General features: G+C 60.0%; 18 protein-coding genes. 13 read left to right on the top strand and 5 right to left on the bottom strand.

All coding sequences use genetic code 11. From position 1 onward, the window contains the following. On the top strand, positions 1 to 1,413 hold the full coding sequence (locus tag ACR3EQ_RS03240; RefSeq protein WP_170676717.1) for an exonuclease domain-containing protein: 1,413 nt from the start codon (positions 1 to 3) through the stop codon (positions 1,411 to 1,413). 88 nt (positions 1,414 to 1,501) lie between these two features. Next, positions 1,502 to 2,002: a flavin reductase family protein gene (locus ACR3EQ_RS03235; protein ID WP_480489703.1), complete on the top strand. Its 501-nt coding sequence runs from the start codon at positions 1,502 to 1,504 to the stop codon at positions 2,000 to 2,002. 3 nt (positions 2,003 to 2,005) lie between these two features. On the opposite strand, the gene ACR3EQ_RS03230 is transcribed toward ACR3EQ_RS03235, so the two are convergent. From ACR3EQ_RS03230 to ACR3EQ_RS03220, 3 genes are read right to left on the bottom strand one after another with little or no spacing between them, the layout of a single operon-like run. Beyond that, positions 2,006 to 2,485 (bottom strand): DUF6505 family protein, encoded by a 480-nt coding sequence (locus ACR3EQ_RS03230; RefSeq protein WP_321253428.1) that lies wholly within the window; start codon positions 2,483 to 2,485, stop codon positions 2,006 to 2,008. Then, the gene (locus tag ACR3EQ_RS03225) at positions 2,485 to 3,180 is read right to left on the bottom strand and encodes a biotin/lipoate--protein ligase family protein (RefSeq protein ID WP_480489702.1); all 696 of its coding nucleotides are present in this window, start codon (positions 3,178 to 3,180) and stop codon (positions 2,485 to 2,487) included. The genes ACR3EQ_RS03230 and ACR3EQ_RS03225 overlap by 1 nt, the downstream gene beginning before the upstream one ends. Beyond that, a complete protein-coding gene (locus tag ACR3EQ_RS03220; protein ID WP_480489701.1) occupies positions 3,177 to 4,238 on the bottom strand; it encodes an Mrp/NBP35 family ATP-binding protein in 1,062 nt (353 codons plus the stop codon). Before ACR3EQ_RS03220 ends, ACR3EQ_RS03225 begins: the two co-directional genes overlap by 4 nt. A gap of 112 nt (positions 4,239 to 4,350) precedes the next feature. Between ACR3EQ_RS03220 and ACR3EQ_RS03215 the strand changes: the two genes are divergently transcribed. Continuing rightward, entirely contained in the window at positions 4,351 to 5,079 is a 729-nt protein-coding gene (locus ACR3EQ_RS03215) for a hypothetical protein (RefSeq protein WP_480489700.1), read from the top strand. Here ACR3EQ_RS03215 and ACR3EQ_RS03210 read toward each other — a convergent pair. Beyond that, on the bottom strand, positions 5,073 to 7,028 hold the full coding sequence (locus ACR3EQ_RS03210; RefSeq protein ID WP_170616198.1) for a 4Fe-4S binding protein: 1,956 nt from the start codon (positions 7,026 to 7,028) through the stop codon (positions 5,073 to 5,075). The genes ACR3EQ_RS03215 and ACR3EQ_RS03210 overlap by 7 nt on opposite strands. 269 nt (positions 7,029 to 7,297) lie before the next feature. Between ACR3EQ_RS03210 and ACR3EQ_RS03205 the strand changes: the two genes are divergently transcribed. From ACR3EQ_RS03205 to ACR3EQ_RS03160, 10 genes are all read left to right on the top strand, one after another. Then, positions 7,298 to 7,852, top strand: a complete 555-nt coding sequence (locus ACR3EQ_RS03205; protein WP_170616196.1) for a DUF3305 domain-containing protein — start codon at positions 7,298 to 7,300, stop codon at positions 7,850 to 7,852. Continuing rightward, positions 7,849 to 8,430: a DUF3306 domain-containing protein gene (locus ACR3EQ_RS03200; RefSeq protein WP_170616194.1), complete on the top strand. Its 582-nt coding sequence runs from the start codon at positions 7,849 to 7,851 to the stop codon at positions 8,428 to 8,430. Before ACR3EQ_RS03205 ends, ACR3EQ_RS03200 begins: the two co-directional genes overlap by 4 nt. Positions 8,431 to 8,434: 4 nt before the next feature. Further along, positions 8,435 to 9,046: a TorD/DmsD family molecular chaperone gene (locus tag ACR3EQ_RS03195; protein WP_480489699.1), complete on the top strand. Its 612-nt coding sequence runs from the start codon at positions 8,435 to 8,437 to the stop codon at positions 9,044 to 9,046. A 60-nt stretch (positions 9,047 to 9,106) separates the two neighbouring features. Then, positions 9,107 to 9,295, top strand: a complete 189-nt coding sequence (locus tag ACR3EQ_RS03190) for a ubiquinol-cytochrome c reductase iron-sulfur subunit N-terminal domain-containing protein (RefSeq protein ID WP_170616190.1) — start codon at positions 9,107 to 9,109, stop codon at positions 9,293 to 9,295. Between the two features lie 130 nt (positions 9,296 to 9,425). Next, positions 9,426 to 12,320 carry a formate dehydrogenase subunit alpha gene (locus tag ACR3EQ_RS03185; RefSeq protein WP_170616188.1) on the top strand — a complete coding sequence of 965 codons (2,895 nt, stop codon included), beginning with the start codon at positions 9,426 to 9,428 and terminating at the stop codon, positions 12,318 to 12,320. A gap of 11 nt (positions 12,321 to 12,331) precedes the next feature. Then, positions 12,332 to 12,925 (top strand): formate dehydrogenase FDH3 subunit beta, encoded by a 594-nt coding sequence (gene fdh3B, locus ACR3EQ_RS03180; RefSeq protein WP_058273836.1) that lies wholly within the window; start codon positions 12,332 to 12,334, stop codon positions 12,923 to 12,925. A 73-nt stretch (positions 12,926 to 12,998) separates the two neighbouring features. After that, positions 12,999 to 14,204, top strand: coding sequence for a formate dehydrogenase subunit gamma (locus ACR3EQ_RS03175; RefSeq protein WP_480489698.1), 1,206 nt, complete (start codon positions 12,999 to 13,001; stop codon positions 14,202 to 14,204). Next, entirely contained in the window at positions 14,205 to 15,464 is a 1,260-nt protein-coding gene (locus ACR3EQ_RS03170; protein ID WP_170806185.1) for a c-type cytochrome, read from the top strand. Between the two features lie 13 nt (positions 15,465 to 15,477). Next, a complete protein-coding gene (locus ACR3EQ_RS03165) occupies positions 15,478 to 15,603 on the top strand; it encodes a hypothetical protein (protein ID WP_321253456.1) in 126 nt (41 codons plus the stop codon). Then, positions 15,604 to 16,476: a substrate-binding domain-containing protein gene (locus tag ACR3EQ_RS03160; RefSeq protein WP_480489697.1), complete on the top strand. Its 873-nt coding sequence runs from the start codon at positions 15,604 to 15,606 to the stop codon at positions 16,474 to 16,476. It abuts the gene before it with no gap. A 10-nt stretch (positions 16,477 to 16,486) separates the two neighbouring features. Here the strand turns inward: ACR3EQ_RS03160 and ACR3EQ_RS03155 are convergent, their stop codons facing one another. After that, positions 16,487 to 17,302 (bottom strand): ABC transporter substrate-binding protein, encoded by an 816-nt coding sequence (locus ACR3EQ_RS03155; RefSeq protein WP_480489696.1) that lies wholly within the window; start codon positions 17,300 to 17,302, stop codon positions 16,487 to 16,489. Positions 17,303 to 17,317: the final 15 nt, after the last annotated feature.

The raw sequence follows: 17,317 nt of genomic DNA, 5'->3' as shown, positions 1-17,317 counted from the left end.
ATGCTGACCCGGCTGAGCCTGCGCCTGAGAGTATTCCTGTTCTTCTGTCTGCTGGCACTTGGCGGATTGACCGTCTGCATTGCAGCCCTGTGGGTCGGATACGCACGAACGGGCAACCCGGACCTGGCCAATGCGTTTGTTTTTGCCGGTATTCTTATCGCCTTTGGCCTTTTGGCGCTAAGTGTCGGAGTCTGGCTGTTGTTTGACGACAATGTCGCGAAACCGATCGAGCGCTTGTCGGCTGAACTGCGCGCCCGTGCGCATGCCGGTGTTAGCAGCGACCTTGACCTTCAGGCCGCTCGGTATTTGGGGGATCTGGCCCCGGCAGCGGCAGGGCTTGCGGATCGGCTCACTGACAAGACCCTTGATATCGCCGAAGCCGTCGCTGCGGAAACTGCTCATCTCGCGGCTGAAAAGCGGAAGCTTACGGCGCTGTTGACGGAAATTCCGGTGGCAATGTTGCTGGCTGGTCCGACCCATAAAATCGTTCTCTACGACGCGCAGGCCGCCGAGGTTTTGGCCCAGATTTCCCATCCTAGGCTGAACGCCTCTCTTTTCGAGTATCTGCAGCCGAACCCGCTGACAGCGGCGTATGAGAAGATGTGCAAGACCGGGCTCGAGGTCGCATGTACGCTGACCAGCATTGATGGCAACCAAAGCTATGCCGCGCGTATGAAACCCCTGGGCCATGCGCCCGGCTACATGCTGATCTTCGACGACAGCGCCGCCAATATCCCGCCCGAGGCCGCCCGCCCGCTGGTTTACAATTTCGATCTGTTGGACGGAGCCACCGATGTAGAATTCGAACATCGCGCCCTGACCGACCTGTGTTTCGTGGTGTTCGATACCGAGACGACGGGCCTGCTGCCGCACAAGGATGAAGTTGTGCAGATCGGCGCAGTCCGGGTGGTCAAGGGCCGGATCGTCGAAGGTGAGCATCTGGATTTGCTGGTCAACCCCGGAATTCCGATCCCTCCGGCTTCGACCAAGGTGCACAAGGTCAGCGACCACATGGTCCAGGGGGCTCCGGACATTGCCCAGGCTGGGCGCGTTTTTCATCAGTTCGCTCATGATGCGGTCATTGTGGCCCACAACGCTCCGTTCGATATGGCGTTTATGCGCCGGCATGAGAAACGCATGGGTGTGGAATGGAACCACCTGATTTTGGACACGGTCCTGCTGTCGGCTGTGCTGTTCGGTGCCAGCGACACACACACCCTGGATGCACTATGCGAGCGACTGGACATCACAATCCCGGAGGCGCTGCGCCATACGGCATTGGGCGACGCCGTCGCGACGGCCGAGGCTCTGGTCAAGATGCTGCCCATGCTCCGGGCACGCGGGATGGTGACATTTGGCGATGTTCTGGTCGAAACACGCAAACATGGGCGATTGCTGGAAGATCTGAACTGACGCGTAAATATTCACGCCATTTTCACCTTTCCATGGACAAACCCGACCGCTCATGGCACCTGATGCGCGTCTGAAACACGAGCGCGCAATGACGGATAGAACCTTCACCCCTGGCCCGGATCACAGCAACGCCTTTCGACAGGCGTTGGGCTGTTTCGGCACAGGTGTGACGGTCATCACGACCAACACGGCCGAAGGGCCGCGCGCGATTACCGTGAATTCCTTTTCCTCGGTGTCGCTGGATCCCCCGCTGGTTCTGTGGTGCCTTGCCAAGGATTCCAACCGCTTTGACGCCTTCAGCGCATGCACGGACTATTCGATCCACGTCATGGCGCAGGAGCAGCAGGATCAGGCTTTGAAGTTTGCCCGAAACGGCTTTGATTTCTCGCATGCAGACTGGCGCGCGGATCCTGCCGGTCGCCCTCAACTGGACGGCTGCCTGGCGCGGTTTGATTGCCATCTGCATGACCTGCACGAAGCGGGCGATCACCTGATCTTGGTGGGCCGCGTCGAAACCGCGATGTACCGGACTGGTCAGGGCCTGATTTTCAAACGCGGTCAGTTCGGTGGTTTTGTCGATACGATCTGAACGCTATTCGTCCAGTGACCCATGGACGGCAAGCGCCTCAAGTTCAGCATCTTGGGGAACGATGACGCGAAACGCTTCATGAACACCTGAATCGGTCAACTCGCGAGCAACGGTCAGCAGCGTGTTGGGCGCGTGTTCTTCACACAGGCCGGACATATGGTCAATTTCGGCCTGTGCAACGCCCAGGGCTGCATCGATTGACGGGGCTCCGTAGAAACGAACGAAATGATCCGCGAGGCTCTGCGCGATCTGTTCAAGTTCGGATGGTTCGACCTTGGTAACGGCGACGAATGTCACCCGTCCGAATGTCTCAAGCCCCAGCCAGCCGTTGGCAAAGGCCTGCCGCGCCTTGCCTGCCAGATCAGCCGACCCCCAGTTCGAAAACTCGAACCCGCCCGAAATACACCATTCACCGGTGCGCGCAGGCGACTGAAAGACATTCATGTCACTTTCGTCAAAGTGAATGGCACGGGCCAATTTCATCAGGATGCCTCCAGCAATTCAGTCAGTGGGCGCAGTTGAGTGTCCGAACCCTTGCGGATCAGCATACCGAACCTTTCATCCGTGCCAAGGAACATGCCCTGTTCCTCAATCGGCTCACCCACGCCGCGCAGAAGTCCCATCCATTCTGCGTGCAACGGGCCGTTGCCGTCCTCTTGCCAGCGATTGAGCCAGGTCAGCATGTGACGCGACCAGCTTTCGACCAACGGCACCGGGCCGACTTCGGCACAGCCTTCGTCATAAAGCGCTGTTACATCAGGGTTTTCCCCGGGTGCATCGCTTGTCTGCAACAAGGCCAGTTCCCACCCGATCACCAACCAGTCAGGGATTTCTTCCAAACTAGTGGCGGAAGCAGCGGCCCGAAACTGCCCACACCGGGCCCCGTTCACGCAGATCAAACCGTCCCAGCCCAGATGTACGGCAACCTCGGGCGGGGCCAGCGCGCCCAAAGCGTTCTGGAAGCCCACGGCGCACAACGGCAGCATGGCCATTGCGTCCTGCAGCGGCACCTCGGGCGCGAAGACAATCGCAACCCGCAGACGGTCTGCCTGAATATTGTAAACGACCGCGCCCGCGTCACAGCCCAGCGCAGCCATGGCCTGCGCACGGTCAAACGGGTCTTCCCCGCCCTGAACCGGATGTCCGGTCAGCAATGGGGGGAAGACCGGCTCGGTCATGCCTGGCCTTTGGCGATCATGTCGCGGGCGATCTTGCGGAACGCCTCGGCCTGCGGACTGTCTGGCTTGCTGACCACGATCGGCGCACCACCATCGGCTGCGACGCGAATGTCCAGATGCAGCGGAATTTCCCCCAGCAGCGGAACGCCCAGCGCAGCGGCTTCGGAGGCCACTCCGCCGTGTCCGAATACATGCTCCTCATGTCCGCAATTCGAACAGATATGGGTCGACATGTTCTCGATCATCCCCACGATGGGCGTTTTGAGCTGATTGAACATGTCGATGCCTTTGCGGGCGTCGATCAGTGCCACGTCCTGCGGAGTTGACACGACGATGGCACCGTCCACCCGGAACTTCTGGCTCAGCGTCAGTTGCACGTCGCCTGTGCCGGGCGGCAGATCGACGATCAGCACATCCAGTGCACCCCATTGCACCTGGTTCATCATCTGCTGCAGCGCGCCCATCAGCATTGGGCCACGCCACACAACCGCCTGCCCTTCGTTGGTCATCAGGCCCATCGACATCATTGTGACACCGTGATTGCGCAACGGTAGGATCGTTTTTCCGTCAGGGCTTGCCGGTCGTCCGGAAACCCCCAGCATACGCGGCTGCGATGGCCCGTAAACATCCGCATCCAACAGTCCAACACGGCGACCTTCGGCGACCAGTGCGCAGGCCAGATTGGCGGAAACCGTCGATTTACCGACCCCGCCCTTGCCCGATGCCACGGCGATGATCCGGTCAACACCCGCAACCGGCTGTGGCCCTGTCTGCGAAGGCTTGGGTTTCGGCTTCAGATCCGGCGGCGCCTTTTCGGAATGCGCGGTCATCATCGCGGATACCTTTTCTACGCCCTCGACCATTTTCGCGGCCTGTTCGGCGGCGGCACGCACCGGCTCCATCCGCTCGGCTTGTTTCGGGTCGATCTCCAGCACGAAACGAACGGTTTCACCTTCGACATTCAGGGCACGCACCACACCTGCACTGACGATGTCCTGACCCGAAACCGGGTCGGTGATCTTTTTCAAGTTCGCCAGAACCGCGTCACGAACACTCATGCATCTGTTTCCTTGTTCCGCCCCATAGTGTGGGTATCGCCTGTCATTGCATGTGTCTCCGTCTTTTTCAGTTTATTTGACGCTATCCGCCTATCGCCGCTAGGCTTGGGGAATGCGTGCCATCCTTTTGTGCCTGAGCCTGTCGCTGTCTGCCACCCCTTCGTTATCGCAGGAGGCGCTTGGGCTTGCGGCTCCGGATCAGGTGAGGGACTCGGGTCTACTGCAACATATTCTTCCGCGCTTTTCCCTCAAGACCGGAATCCGGGTTATCGCCGATGAAAACGGGATAATGTCTGTGGCGGCCTCCCCGCCGGGTAAGCCCGTCTTTGCCCGGGATGGCGTCACCTACCATCTTCGTATTCAGGATGACCCCCGCCAGGTCCGGTTTGAGGACTGGATGCTGTCGGACATTGGAAAGCGCACGATCGAAAGCTTTGTGCCGGATCAGGGCCCTCCTTTCGATACGCAGTTTGACACCGTTGAAACTGCAGAAGAAACGGCAACGAACGCGAACACTGAGATCGGGCGCGAGCTGTCGTTTACCCATTGCGGAAGGTGTCATGTTATTGGTCCGCGCAACCGCATGAACGGTCTGGGCTCGACCCCTTCCTTTGCGGTTCTGCGCGCCATGCCCGACTGGTCGGAGCGGTTCGAAGCCTTCTTTGCGCTGAACCCGCACCCTTCGTTCACGCAAATCGCGGGGCTGACACCGCCGTTCGATCCGACCCGGCCCTCGCCTATTCACCCGGTCGAAATCACGCTGGAGGACTTGGAGGCCATCCTCGCCTTCGTATCGAACATCCGCGCGGCCAATCTGGGCGCGCCACTGCAGCATCAGTGATCCTTTCGCTTCGAGAAGTAGTCCTCGGTGGTGACAACACGCGGCCTTGGGCTGGATTGAAAAGGATTGTCCTGGTGCTGAAACTGCGCATTTACACGGCAATTGTCGCACATCTGGATCATCCGCGCCTGTTCGGATGAGGCAAACATCGGATGGCTTCCCGACAGTTTGTCCATAATGCGCTCGACCGTGGACTTCACACCGAACAACGCTCCACACTCGACGCAGGCAAAGGGTTCTTCCTCGTTCAACACCTGCTGAGACAGGGCTTTGTCACTCAGGTCCAGCTGCGGGACCAGAGCAATCGCTTTTTCGGGGCAGATCGTCCGACACAGGCCACATTGCAAACACGCGTCCTGCTGGAAATTCAGTTGCGGCATATCCGGGTTGTCGACCAATGCGCCGGACGGGCACAGCGACACGCAGCTCAAACACAGCGTGCAGGCATCCGTATCAACAGCAATGGCCCCATATGGCGCGCCCTGTGGCAAAGTGATCGGCTCATGGGCGCCAGGGTTCAGCGCCTGCGCTGCCAGTCGCGCGACCTGCCGACGATTTCCCAAGGGGAGGACCGGATCGGTCAAAGCCTGCGGGACATGCTGATCGTAAAGACGGTCAGACAGTGCATCCGGGTCAGTTTCATCAATCACACCAAGACACTCGGGATCGGCAATTGCCTGCGCCAGCATCAGTTCCTTGTCCAGCGCGTCCTTTTCGGTCGTTGGCGAAAGCAGGACATCGACTCGTGCAAATCCGTGGGCCAGACCGGCCAGCATTTCCGCATGACCAAAACCCGAGATCACGCTCAGTTCCAGCGGGATCACATCCGCAGGCAAGCCCCGACCGAACCGGGCAGCAAGCCGGATCATCTCGGCCCCATGGGCATCGTGAACCAGCAAACGCGGAGCGATGCCTCCGGCCCTTCGGTAGGTGCGCGCCAGGACATGCATCCGGGACAGCAAAGCGGCCAGGGGCGGATCCTCGTAGGTGATCGCCGTCGACGGGCAAACCGATGAACATTCGCCGCATCCGGCGCAGATCATCGGATCTATTGCGACGTGTTCTCCGGCCGGAGTAATTGCACCCGTCGGACAAATGTCCAGACAATTCGTGCAAGCCACCTGTTCCGCCCGGGAATGGGCGCAAAGGGTTTCATCGAGACGAACATAGAGCGGCTTTTCGAACGTTCCAACCAATTGCGCCGCATCAAACGCCACCCTTTCGACGGCCAGCGCATCGCGCGGATCGGTGCGCAGGTAGCCTTCGCGCTTGGCCGGGGCCTGAACAAATGGGGTGCCGCCGGTCAGGTCGATCACAATGTCGCAGACCGATCGCGCGCCATCCTTTGCGTCGGTCCAACCGAACGCGCCCCGCCCGCCGGGTTTCAACTGCCTCAACCTGTCCAGCTTCAGCGAGAACGCACCAAGCGCCCCATTCAGCGTGCGCAGTTCCCCATGCACGACGTCAAACGATCTGGAGACCGGTACAGCGTCATCCGTGGCCAAAACCGTGATCGCCAAAGTATCTGACAAGCGCCCGGCCAGCGCAAAAGCGGCCTCGCCCGGCCCAATGATAAAGCAGGTCCCTTCGCTAACGACATCGACGCTGGGAGTGATCGGTTGCGGCAGCAGTGCTTCGGCGGCCAGCGCAGCCATCTTGGGTGCCGCATCCTGCCCCTGTTCGGACCAACCTGCGCGGTCGCGCAGATCGACAAAGCCGGGCGTTTCAACACCCAGATCGTCGGCAAGGTCACGAAACACGTCCTGCTCCTGCCCGCAGGCTATGATTGTCGTATCCTCGCCTTTCAGCGCAGCGGCGGCGGCTTCCAGTTCCCGCGTGCACAGCGCGCTGTGAATTTTGGAACACGCCACGTCGCAGGCCGAGGCCACCTTGTCCGCATCCAGCGATTGGGTTCCTGCGCAATCGCAAAGCAGCATCTTTATGGCCATATCCATCCCCATCGCTTTCCCCACCCTCAGCACATTAAGCCGTATGCGCAGTGAGGCAATGTCCACGGCACCAAAGAAGGGTTTATTCGCCGGATCGACCCCGCATAACCCTCGCCCGGGCACCAAAATTCATTACCAATTGGTTAAAAAATAAACTTGTGGTGATCAATTGTCATGTTTCGCTCTAATAAGATGCTTGGCGAAAAGCCGTATTGTGTACCATAGTGGACACCAAGGAAGGCAGGGGAGAGCCTTTCGGGGAGGATTAGGTGGCCAGGGCCGCAAATCAGATCGAAATGCCGGTTGGCGTTGTTGTGCGCAAAACACCGGGTGTGACCCGTTGGGCGCGGTGGAGCTGGCGTGCAGTGGCGGCTTTGCCCGGAGCAGGACCTGCAGATTGGAAGGAATTGCGCCGCGAGGGGGAAGCCGTGGAGTACCACGCAGCCACCCTTCCGCTGACACTCTGGGCAGACGAAACCGAAGCCTACATGGTGAACCTCGCTGACATTCAGCCGTCCGTCTATCTGGTCTTGCGGGACGAGCTTGACGGAGATCATCCGTTGAATGCGGTTCTAATCACGGCTTCTCCTTTTGAAGGTCAGGACTATGCAGATACCGGAGAAGAGATCGTCGAAAAAATCCCCATGAGCGAAGGTCTGATTGCGTGGGTGCGCGACTTTACCCTGCAACATCACCGGGATGAGGTGTTCGTCAAACGCCGCCGTGACAAGAAACGGACCGATCTGGTGGAAGATGGAAAAGGGGATGCGCGCATTCGGCAGGCCTCGGACGTGTATCGCGCGCCGCGGAGGATCGTGCAATGACGGAAGTGCGCGATTTCTGGTCCCGCCGCAAGGCTGCCGTTCAGGCTGAAGCCGAGGCTGAACGCACCTCCTCCGAAGCGCAGAAAGTGGCAGAACAGCAGGCAGAGCTGGAAGAGAAGTCAGATGCGGAGATTCTTGCCGCATTCGATCTGCCGGACCCGGATGATCTGAAACCCGGTGACGACATTTCAGGGTTCATGGCCCAGGCCGTCCCCGACCGCCTCCGCCGACGTGCATTGCGACGCCTGTGGCGATTGAATCCGGTTCTGGCCAATGTGGACGGGCTGGTCGACTACGGTGAGGACTATACGGACGCCGCATGCGTCATCGAGAACATTCAGACGGCCTATCAGGTCGGCAAAGGTATGCTGGCCCATGTCGAGGCGCTGGCCGCCGAAGATGATGAAGAAGAACGTCCACCCGAAGGCGAGGACGAGGTGATCACCGAAGTCCGGGACGAACCGGCACTCGTTGAGGACACGCGACCGGAACCTGTACAGGTCGCAGAAAGCGATACGCCTGACGATACCGAACTAACCCCTGCCCCGCGCCGTATGACGTTTGAATTCGAAGGATAACCCAATGACCGCAAGCAACGCGCAAAACCTGGATGTCTCGGCCGAAGACCGACTGCGCGCGGATTTCTACAACTTCCTTGGTTTGCTGTTGGCGGGCCCGCCGGATCAGTTGCTGCTGGATCAGATGGCCGGATTGGGTGGCGACGACACTGAACTGGGCAAGGCCGTTCAGGCCATGGCAAGGGTTGCCAAAGTCACCAAACGTGCAGCGGCGGAACGGGAGTTCAATGCGCTGTTCATAGGGCTGGGTCGGGGCGAGTTGCTGCCTTATGCCAGCTTCTATCTGACAGGTTTCCTGAACGAGAAACCACTGGCCCATTTGCGCAACGACATGGCAGCGCGTGGGATTACCCGGGCGCAAAACGTGTTTGAACCCGAAGACAACATCGCGTCGCTGATGGAGATGATGGCGGGCATGATCGTCGGGCGCTTTGGCGCGCCTGCCACGCTGGAGGACCAGAAGGTGTTCTGGAACAAGCACATCGGCCCATGGGCCATGCATTTCTATTCGGATCTCGAAGCCGCCGAAGCTTCGGTTCTCTATGCCTCGGTCGGGACAGCCGGTCGGGTTTTCATGGAGATCGAGCGGGAGGCTTTCCGGATGACGGCAGCGTAACTTGCTGCCATTCGCCAGCGCCCTAAACGGCGCTAAATCGCAATTGGGAAGGAGGAGCCCATGAGCAAGACCAAGGAAGACGGCGCCACACGCCGCGATTTCCTGAAACTGGCTGGAACCGCAGCACCCGCTGCCGTTGCCGCCGCCAGCCTGACCGGGAAAGCCGAGGCAGCCGAGCTGCCGACGGACGAGACCCGGATTCAGAACACAGCGCATACACGCGCATACTTGAAAAGCGCGCGCTTCTGAGCCGCGACGACAGCGCCCGGGTCTGATCCGGACGACGTCACACCCGACTGACGGTTGCGATTGGCCCTGACGTCGGCTTCAGCAGTACCAAGCCAGCCATGGCTCACATGGCCAGCAAGGGAGGAAAACAATGCTTAGGAAAAAGACCAACGGGGTTGCGAGACGCCCCCAGCGGACAAGTATCCTGTCCCAGGTCGGCGAAAAAACCGTCGATCGCCGCGCATTCCTGCGTGGCTCGGGCCTGACGATCGGCGGCCTTGCCGCGATCAGCGCCACGGGTGGAACCGTGACGCCAGCCAGCGCCCAGACAGCGGCAAACCAGGCCGTTGAGAATATCAAATCCGTATGCACCCACTGTTCGGTCGGCTGTACAGTCGTCGCCGAAGTGCAGAACGGTGTCTGGATCGGGCAAGAACCCGGTTGGGACAGCCCGTTCAACTTGGGTGCGCACTGCGCCAAGGGGGCCTCGGTCCGCGAGCATGCCCATGGCGAACGCCGCCTCAAATATCCGATGAAAAAGGAAGGCGGCGAGTGGAAGCGCATCAGCTGGGAAGAGGCGATCAACGAGATCGGCGACGGCATGATGAGCATCCGCGAAGAATCCGGACCGGACAGCGTGTACTGGCTGGGGTCCGCGAAGCATAACAACGAACAGGCCTATCTGTTCCGCAAGTTCGCCGCCTACTGGGGCACGAACAACGTGGACCATCAGGCCCGTATCTGCCACTCAACCACTGTTGCGGGTGTTGCGAATACATGGGGCTACGGCGCCATGACCAATTCGTATAACGACATCCATAATTCCCGGGCCATCTTCATCATCGGCGGCAACCCGGCCGAGGCGCACCCCGTCTCGCTGCTGCACGTTCTGCGCGCGAAAGAGCAGAACAACGCGCCGCTGATTGTCTGCGACCCGCGCTTTACGCGCACCGCGGCGCATGCGGATGAATATGTCCGCTTCCGCCCCGGCACAGACGTTGCGCTGATCTGGGGCATCCTGTGGCACATCTTCGACAACGGCTGGGAGGACAAAGAGTTCATCCGCACCCGTGTCTGGGGCATGGACCAGATCCGTGAAGAGGTTGCCAAGTGGAGCCCGGATGAGGTCGAGCGCGTCACCGGTACTCCGGGCTCGCAGTTGAAGCGCGTTGCGCGCACCATGGCCAACAACCGTCCCGGCACCGTGATCTGGTGCATGGGCGGTACGCAGCACACCAACGGCAACAACAACACACGCGCATACTGCGTGTTGCAGCTTGCCTTGGGCAACATGGGCACCTCGGGTGGTGGGACCAACATCTTCCGCGGCCATGACAACGTGCAGGGCGCGACGGACCTGGGCGTTCTGTCACACACCCTGCCCGGCTACTATGGCCTTTCGGCAGGTGCCTGGGGCCATTGGGCCCGTGTCTGGGGTGAAGAACCGGAATGGCTGGCTGGTCAGTTCGCCACGATCAAGGACAAGGAAGGCAAGGACAAACCACTTCAGAACGAACGTGGCATCCCGGTCTCCCGCTGGATCGACGGTGTCCTGGAAGACCCGGCGAACATGGATCAGGACAACAACGTCCGTGCCATGGTTCTGTGGGGTCACGCTCCTAACTCGCAAACGCGAGGGCCGGAGATGAAAACGGCGATGGAGAAGCTGGACATGCTGGTCGTGATCGACCCGTATCCCACCGTCTCGGCCGTTCTACATGACCGCACCGATGGGGTCTACCTGTTGCCCGCCTGCACGCAGTTCGAAACCCGTGGCTCGGTCACGGCGTCGAACCGTTCGCTGCAGTGGCGCGACAAGGTGGTTGATCCGCTGTTCGAAAGCCTTCCGGACGAGGTCATCATGGCCAAGTTCGCCAACAAGTTCGGCTGGGCGGATCGGTTCTTCCGCAATATCGAGATGGAAGACCCCGAAACCCCGAATGTTGAAAGCATCACGCGTGAGTTCAACTCGGGCCTCTGGACCATCGGCTACACCGGTCAGTCGCCGGAACGTCTGAAAAGCCATATGGCCAACCAGCACACGTTCGACAGAACCACGCTGCAGGCCATTGGTGGCCCCAACGACGGCGAATATTATGGTCTGCCCTGGCCCTGCTGGGGAACGCCGGAAATGGGTCATACGGGGACACCGAACCTGTATGATATGTCCAAACCGGTGGCCGAAGGCGGCCTGACCTTCCGTGCCCGTTTTGGCGTGGAACGTGATGGCGACAACCTGCTGGCTGAAGGGGTCTATAGCGTTGGATCGGAAATTCAGGATGGTTATCCCGAATTCACGATGCAGATGCTGATGGACCTCGGCTGGGATGGCGATCTGACGGCCGAGGAACGCGCGGCCATCGACGCCGTTGCGGGGCCAGAGACCAACTGGAAAACCGACCTGTCCGGCGGTATCCAGCGGGTCGCGATCGCTCATGGCTGTGCGCCCTTCGGGAACGCCAAGGCCCGCGCAGTCGTCTGGACCTTCCCGGATCCGATCCCACTGCATCGCGAACCGCTCTATACGAACCGGCGCGATCTGGTGGAGGACTATCCGACCTACGAGGACCGGCATGCCTATCGCCTGCCCACCCTTTATGCTTCGATCCAGAAGAACGACTTTTCAAAGGATTACCCGATAATCCTGACGTCAGGTCGTCTTGTCGAATATGAAGGCGGCGGTGATGAGACGCGGTCGAACCCGTGGCTGGCTGAACTGCAGCAGGACATGTTCGTCGAGATCAATCCGCGCGATGCCAACAACCTTGGTATTCGTGACGGGTCGCAGGTCTGGGTCGAAGGTCCCGAAGGTGGCAAGGTCAAGGTAATGGCGATGCTGACCAACAGGGTCGGTGCCGGCGTGGCCTTCATGCCGTTCCACTTCGGCGGCCATTTCCAGGGCGAAGACCTCAGGGCGAAATACCCTGCTGGTGCCGATCCCTATGTCTTGGGTGAAAGTTCCAACACCGCCCAGACCTATGGCTATGATTCAGTGACCCAGATGCAGGAGACCAAGTGTACTCTCTGCAAGATCTGGGCAGCGTAAGGAGGACGATAATGGCTAGAGCAAAGTTTCTCTGCGACGCTGAACGCTGCATCGAGTGCAACGCCTGCGTGACCGCGTGCAAGAACGAACACGAGGTGCCGTGGGGCATCAACCGCCGAAGGGTGGTGACGATCAATGACGGTAATCCGGGTGAACGCTCGATCTCGGTTGCCTGCATGCATTGTTCGGATGCACCGTGTATGGCGGTGTGCCCGGTCGACTGCTTCTATCAGAACGAGGAAGGCGTCGTCTTGCACTCCAAGGACCTGTGCATCGGCTGCGGCTATTGCTTCTACGCGTGCCCGTTCGGCGCGCCGCAATACCCGCAGGCTGGCAACTTCGGATCGCGCGGCAAGATGGACAAATGTACCTTCTGCGCCGGCGGTCCCGAAGAGAACAACTCGACCGCAGAGTTCGCAAAATATGGTCGCAACCGGATCGCCGAGGGCAAACTGCCCATCTGCGCCGAGATGTGTTCCACTAAAGCCCTGCTCGCCGGTGACGGCGATGTGGTCTCAGCCATCTACCGCGAGCGCGTCGTGGCGCGCGGGTTTGGCTCGGGCGCATGGGGCTGGGGCACGGCTTACGACCAGAAAGACGGATAAACCCGTTTTCGTGAACCAAGCAGGCGACCCGCAATTGTGGGTCGCCTGAACAGGGATTTTGACCGAGGTTCAGATGTTCCGCTTACTCACCGTATTGCTGCTGACATTTTCGGTGGCCCAGACCGCCATCGCCCAATCAAGTGAAGCCGATGCCCCCGCCCCTGCTGACAGGTCGGCGACCGGGGGGGCTTCGACACTTGAAGATATCCTGGCGCGTCAGCGCGGCGAAAAGGTGGACGACAGCTATCGCTCGGACAACACCGGGCAAAGCAACGCCGAGGGCCTGCTGGGCCAGTTGGGTACACGCGGGGTTGCCTCGGACAGCGATGTTTATCGCGCTTTGCGCTATAGGTCAGCGGACGTGACGGTGTCGTCCAAAGGTCCAGCAGCCGGGGTGCTGATTCAGGACGGCGGCATGTGGTGGCTGAACTTCCGCACCGGTCCGCTGCGCGAATATGGCAGCTACATCATCGGCGGAATGCTTGTTGTCCTTCTGCTATTCTTCCTGATCCGTGGAAAGATCAGGATCGACGGCGAAAAGACCGGCCGCACGGTCACCCGCTTTGGTGGCTTTGAAAGGTTCGGCCATTGGCTGTTCGCTGGGTCATTTCTGATCCTCGGCGTCACGGGTCTGCTGACTCTATATGGCCGCGACTTCCTGATCCCGCTTGTCGGCAAGGAAGGGTTTGCAACGATTGCTCAAGGTTGCAAATGGCTGCACAACAACCTCGCCTGGGCTTTCATGCTTGGCCTGATCATCGTCACGGTGAACTGGATCGCCCACAATATCCCCAACCGGACCGACCTGAAATGGCTAGCTGCCGGAGGAGGCCTGTTTTCCAAAGGCAGTCACCCGCCCGCCTGGAAGTTCAACGCGGGCCAAAAAATCATCTTCTGGGCCTGTATCCTGCTCGGCGTCTCGATCAGCTTGTCCGGTCTGTCGCTTCTGTTCCCCTTTGAACTGCCGATGTTCGCAAAGACCTTCTCGGTCGCCAACGCGACCGGGCTTCCGCAAATGCTGGGCCTGACCCTGCCCGAGCAGATGTCCCCGCAGGAAGAGATGCAGTATGCCCAAGTCTGGCACGTGATGGTCGCGTATGTGTTCATCGCCATCATCATCGCCCATATCTACTTGGGCTCGGTCGGCATGGAGGGCGCATTTGACGCCATGGGCACGGGAGAGGTCGAGGAACAATGGGCGCGCGAGCATCATTCGCTGTGGCTGGAAGACGTCCAGGAAAAAGAGGCTGGCAAGGCAGCGGCCTCGCCCGCGGAATAGATGCGCAAGCTGGTCATAGCACTGGCCCTGATCCCCTTCCCGGCTTTGGCCGAGTTTTTCACGCTCAAGGGTCACGGCGGGCCGATCATGGGGATCGCCGCTGCGCCGGACGGACGGATTGCGACTGCCAGTTTCGACAACTCGGTCGGGCTGTGGTCGGACCGCAAGCCGGAATGGCTTGAAGGGCACGAGGCCGCCGTCAATTCCGTCGCCTTCAACGGCCGAGCTGTCTACTCCGCCGGAGACGATTTCACGCTGCGTCGCTGGCCGGACGGAGAGATCGTTGGCCAACACAAAGGCAAGATCGTTGGGCTTGCCGCCTCGAAGACGCATGTGGCCACGGCCAGTTGGGACGGAACCATCGGGATTTGGCCAGAAGATGGTTCGGCCTCGCTGACACTTCAGGCGGGCAGCGGCGTGAATGCCGTTACCTTTTCCCCGGATGGGGCCACGTTATACTCGGCGGGCATGGACGGTACATTGCGCGTTTGGGACGTTGCCAGTGGACAGGAAACTGACCGGATGGTCGAACACGGGTTCGGTATTAACGAACTGGTTCTGAACTCCACTGACAACTGGATCGCCTATGGCGCCGTGGACGGTGTGACGCGCATCCTGGACCTGACAACCGACGAAGAACGCGACTTTACGCTCGACCGCCGTCCAATCCTTGCGCTGGCGCTTAGCCCCGATCGCACCCTTTTGGCGGTCGGCGATGGCGAAGGCTACATCATGGTGATCGACACGGTCGAATGGCGCATCGCGCAGGATTTCCGTGCAACCTTGCGCGGGCCGGTTTGGGCATTGGCCTTCTCGCCGGACGGTCAGAACATCCATGCCGGCGGCATTGACGAGGCGATGTATAGCTGGCCCGTCGCCGCCCTTGGGGATCAGGAACAAATGGCGGCAGCCGAACCCAGCTTCCTTAAAAACCCGGATGAGATGAGCAATGGCGAACGCCAGTTTGCCCGAAAATGCTCGATCTGCCACAGCTTGACCCCCGACAGTGAACGACGGGCCGGACCGACTTTGCACGGCGTTTTTGGCCGGCAGGCAGGCACCCTGCCCGGATATTTCTACTCGGACACGCTGCAAGACTCTGATATCGTTTGGAATGAGGACACAATTAATGCCTTGTTCGATCAGGGTCCGGACCATTACATTCCGGGATCGAAGATGCCGATGCAGCGGATCGCCGGGTCACAGGACAGAGTGGATCTGATCGACTTTCTGCGCCACGCCACCGCACCGGAAAACTGAGCCGGAGGGAACCATGAAAGCCTTTCTTGCCGCCGTTGCGGCGATGGTCGTTATCACTGTCAGCGCGCCTTATGCTCTGAAACAGGCCGGGTTCAGTGCTGCGGATGCAGGGTCTGGTTCTGCGGTGCGCCTCGACTGAATGTCCCACTACCTGACCACAAAAGAACTGGCCGACCTGCTGCGCATTGGTGAGCGGAAGGCCTATGATCTGGCCTCCTCGGGCGAGGTGCCTTGTGTGCGCGCAATGGGCAAGCTGCTGTTCCCCCGGGCCGAGGTCATCGCCTGGCTGAACGCGTCGCGATCCGGGCCGCAGGTTGCGGAACCGCCGCTTCCGCCGATTGTGGCAGGAAGTCACGATCCACTGCTGGACTGGGCGTTACGGGAAAGCGGATCGGGTCTGGCAACATATTACGACGGGTCTTTCGACGGCCTGAACCGCCTGAAAGATCGCAGCGCGCAGGCTGCCGTGTTGCATATCCACGAAGAAAACGGGTTCAACACCCAGGCGATGCGCAACACCTTCGGCGAAGCACCGGTTGTCCTTATCGAGATTGCGCAAAGACAGCGCGGTCTGTTGCTGGCCCCAGGCGTGTCGGGCATCAGGGAATTTGGGGACCTGAAAGCGCGGCGGGTCATACTCCGTCAGGATAGTGCGGCAAGCCAACATCTGTTCGACGGTCAACTGTCCGCCTGCGGCCTCACTCGGGATGATCTGGACGCGCTGCCATCCTGCGCCCGAACCGAGGAAGAACTGGCTGTGGCCCTGCACGATGCCAAAGCCGAGGTCGGATTCGGATTGGGGGCCTTGGCCGGACTGTATAATCTTGGTTTTGTCCCGACGCATACCGAGAGGCTGGACCTTGCAATCTGGCGCCGCGCTTATTTTGACGCTCCCTTGCAAAAGCTGCTGGGATTCCTGCGATCAGAACGATTTTCCACTCGAGCAACCGAATTCGGCGGATACGATCTGTCCCGTATGGGAACAGTCCATCATAACGGGGCCAGTGGCTGAGTGCCTGCTTTCATCTGGCGTTTGGGAAGAACAGCTGTTGTCCGTCCAACTGGTAGGACTCGATGGCGGCCTGTCCGTCAGGCCCTGTCAGCCAATCGATAAAACGTTGCCCGGCAGCGGCCCTGACACCCGGGTACTTTTCCGGGTTAACCAGAATGATGCCGTATTGGTTGAAAAGGCGCGGATCACCTTCGACAAGAATTTCAAGATCGCCCTTGTTTCCGAATGACTGCCAAGTGGCCCGATCCGTCAGCGCATAGGCCTGCAACCCGCTTGCCACATTAAGCGTGGCCCCCATTCCCGATCCCGTTTCACTGTACCACCTACCCGACGCTTTGGTCGGATCAATCCCTGCACTGGCCCAATGACGCATTTCGGCCTTGTGGGTTCCGCTGTCATCCCCGCGCGAGGCGAAAGGGGCCTCGGCCTCGGCCACCGCAGACAGGGCGGCCAGAACATCGGAGCCGCCGCGAATACCGGCCGGATCCGACTTGGGGCCTACAAGCACAAAGTCATTGTACATGACGTCAAAGCGTTCGACGCCCCAGCCGTCAGCAACGAATTGCTCTTCGGCGGGCTTTGAGTGCACCAGAAGGACATCGCCGTCCCCATTGATCGCATTCCTGATCGCCTGCCCTGTGCCGACCGCCACGACCCGAACATCAATTCCGGTTTCCGCTTCAAAACCCGGCAGGATGTAATCCAACAGGCCCGAGTTCTGCGTCGATGTGGTCGATTGAACGATGATAAACGGCGCTTCCGCCTGCGCGGGGGCAAGCTGCAGGCCAAACGCTACAACCGCTGCCCGAATGAAGTTTCGGATCATTCAGTTCTCCGTCGA

The sequence above is a fragment of the Ruegeria sp. AN11 genome (assembly GCF_056536005.1).
Note: the sequence above shows the minus strand (reverse complement) of the source record. Positions and strands in the feature narration are given on the sequence as shown.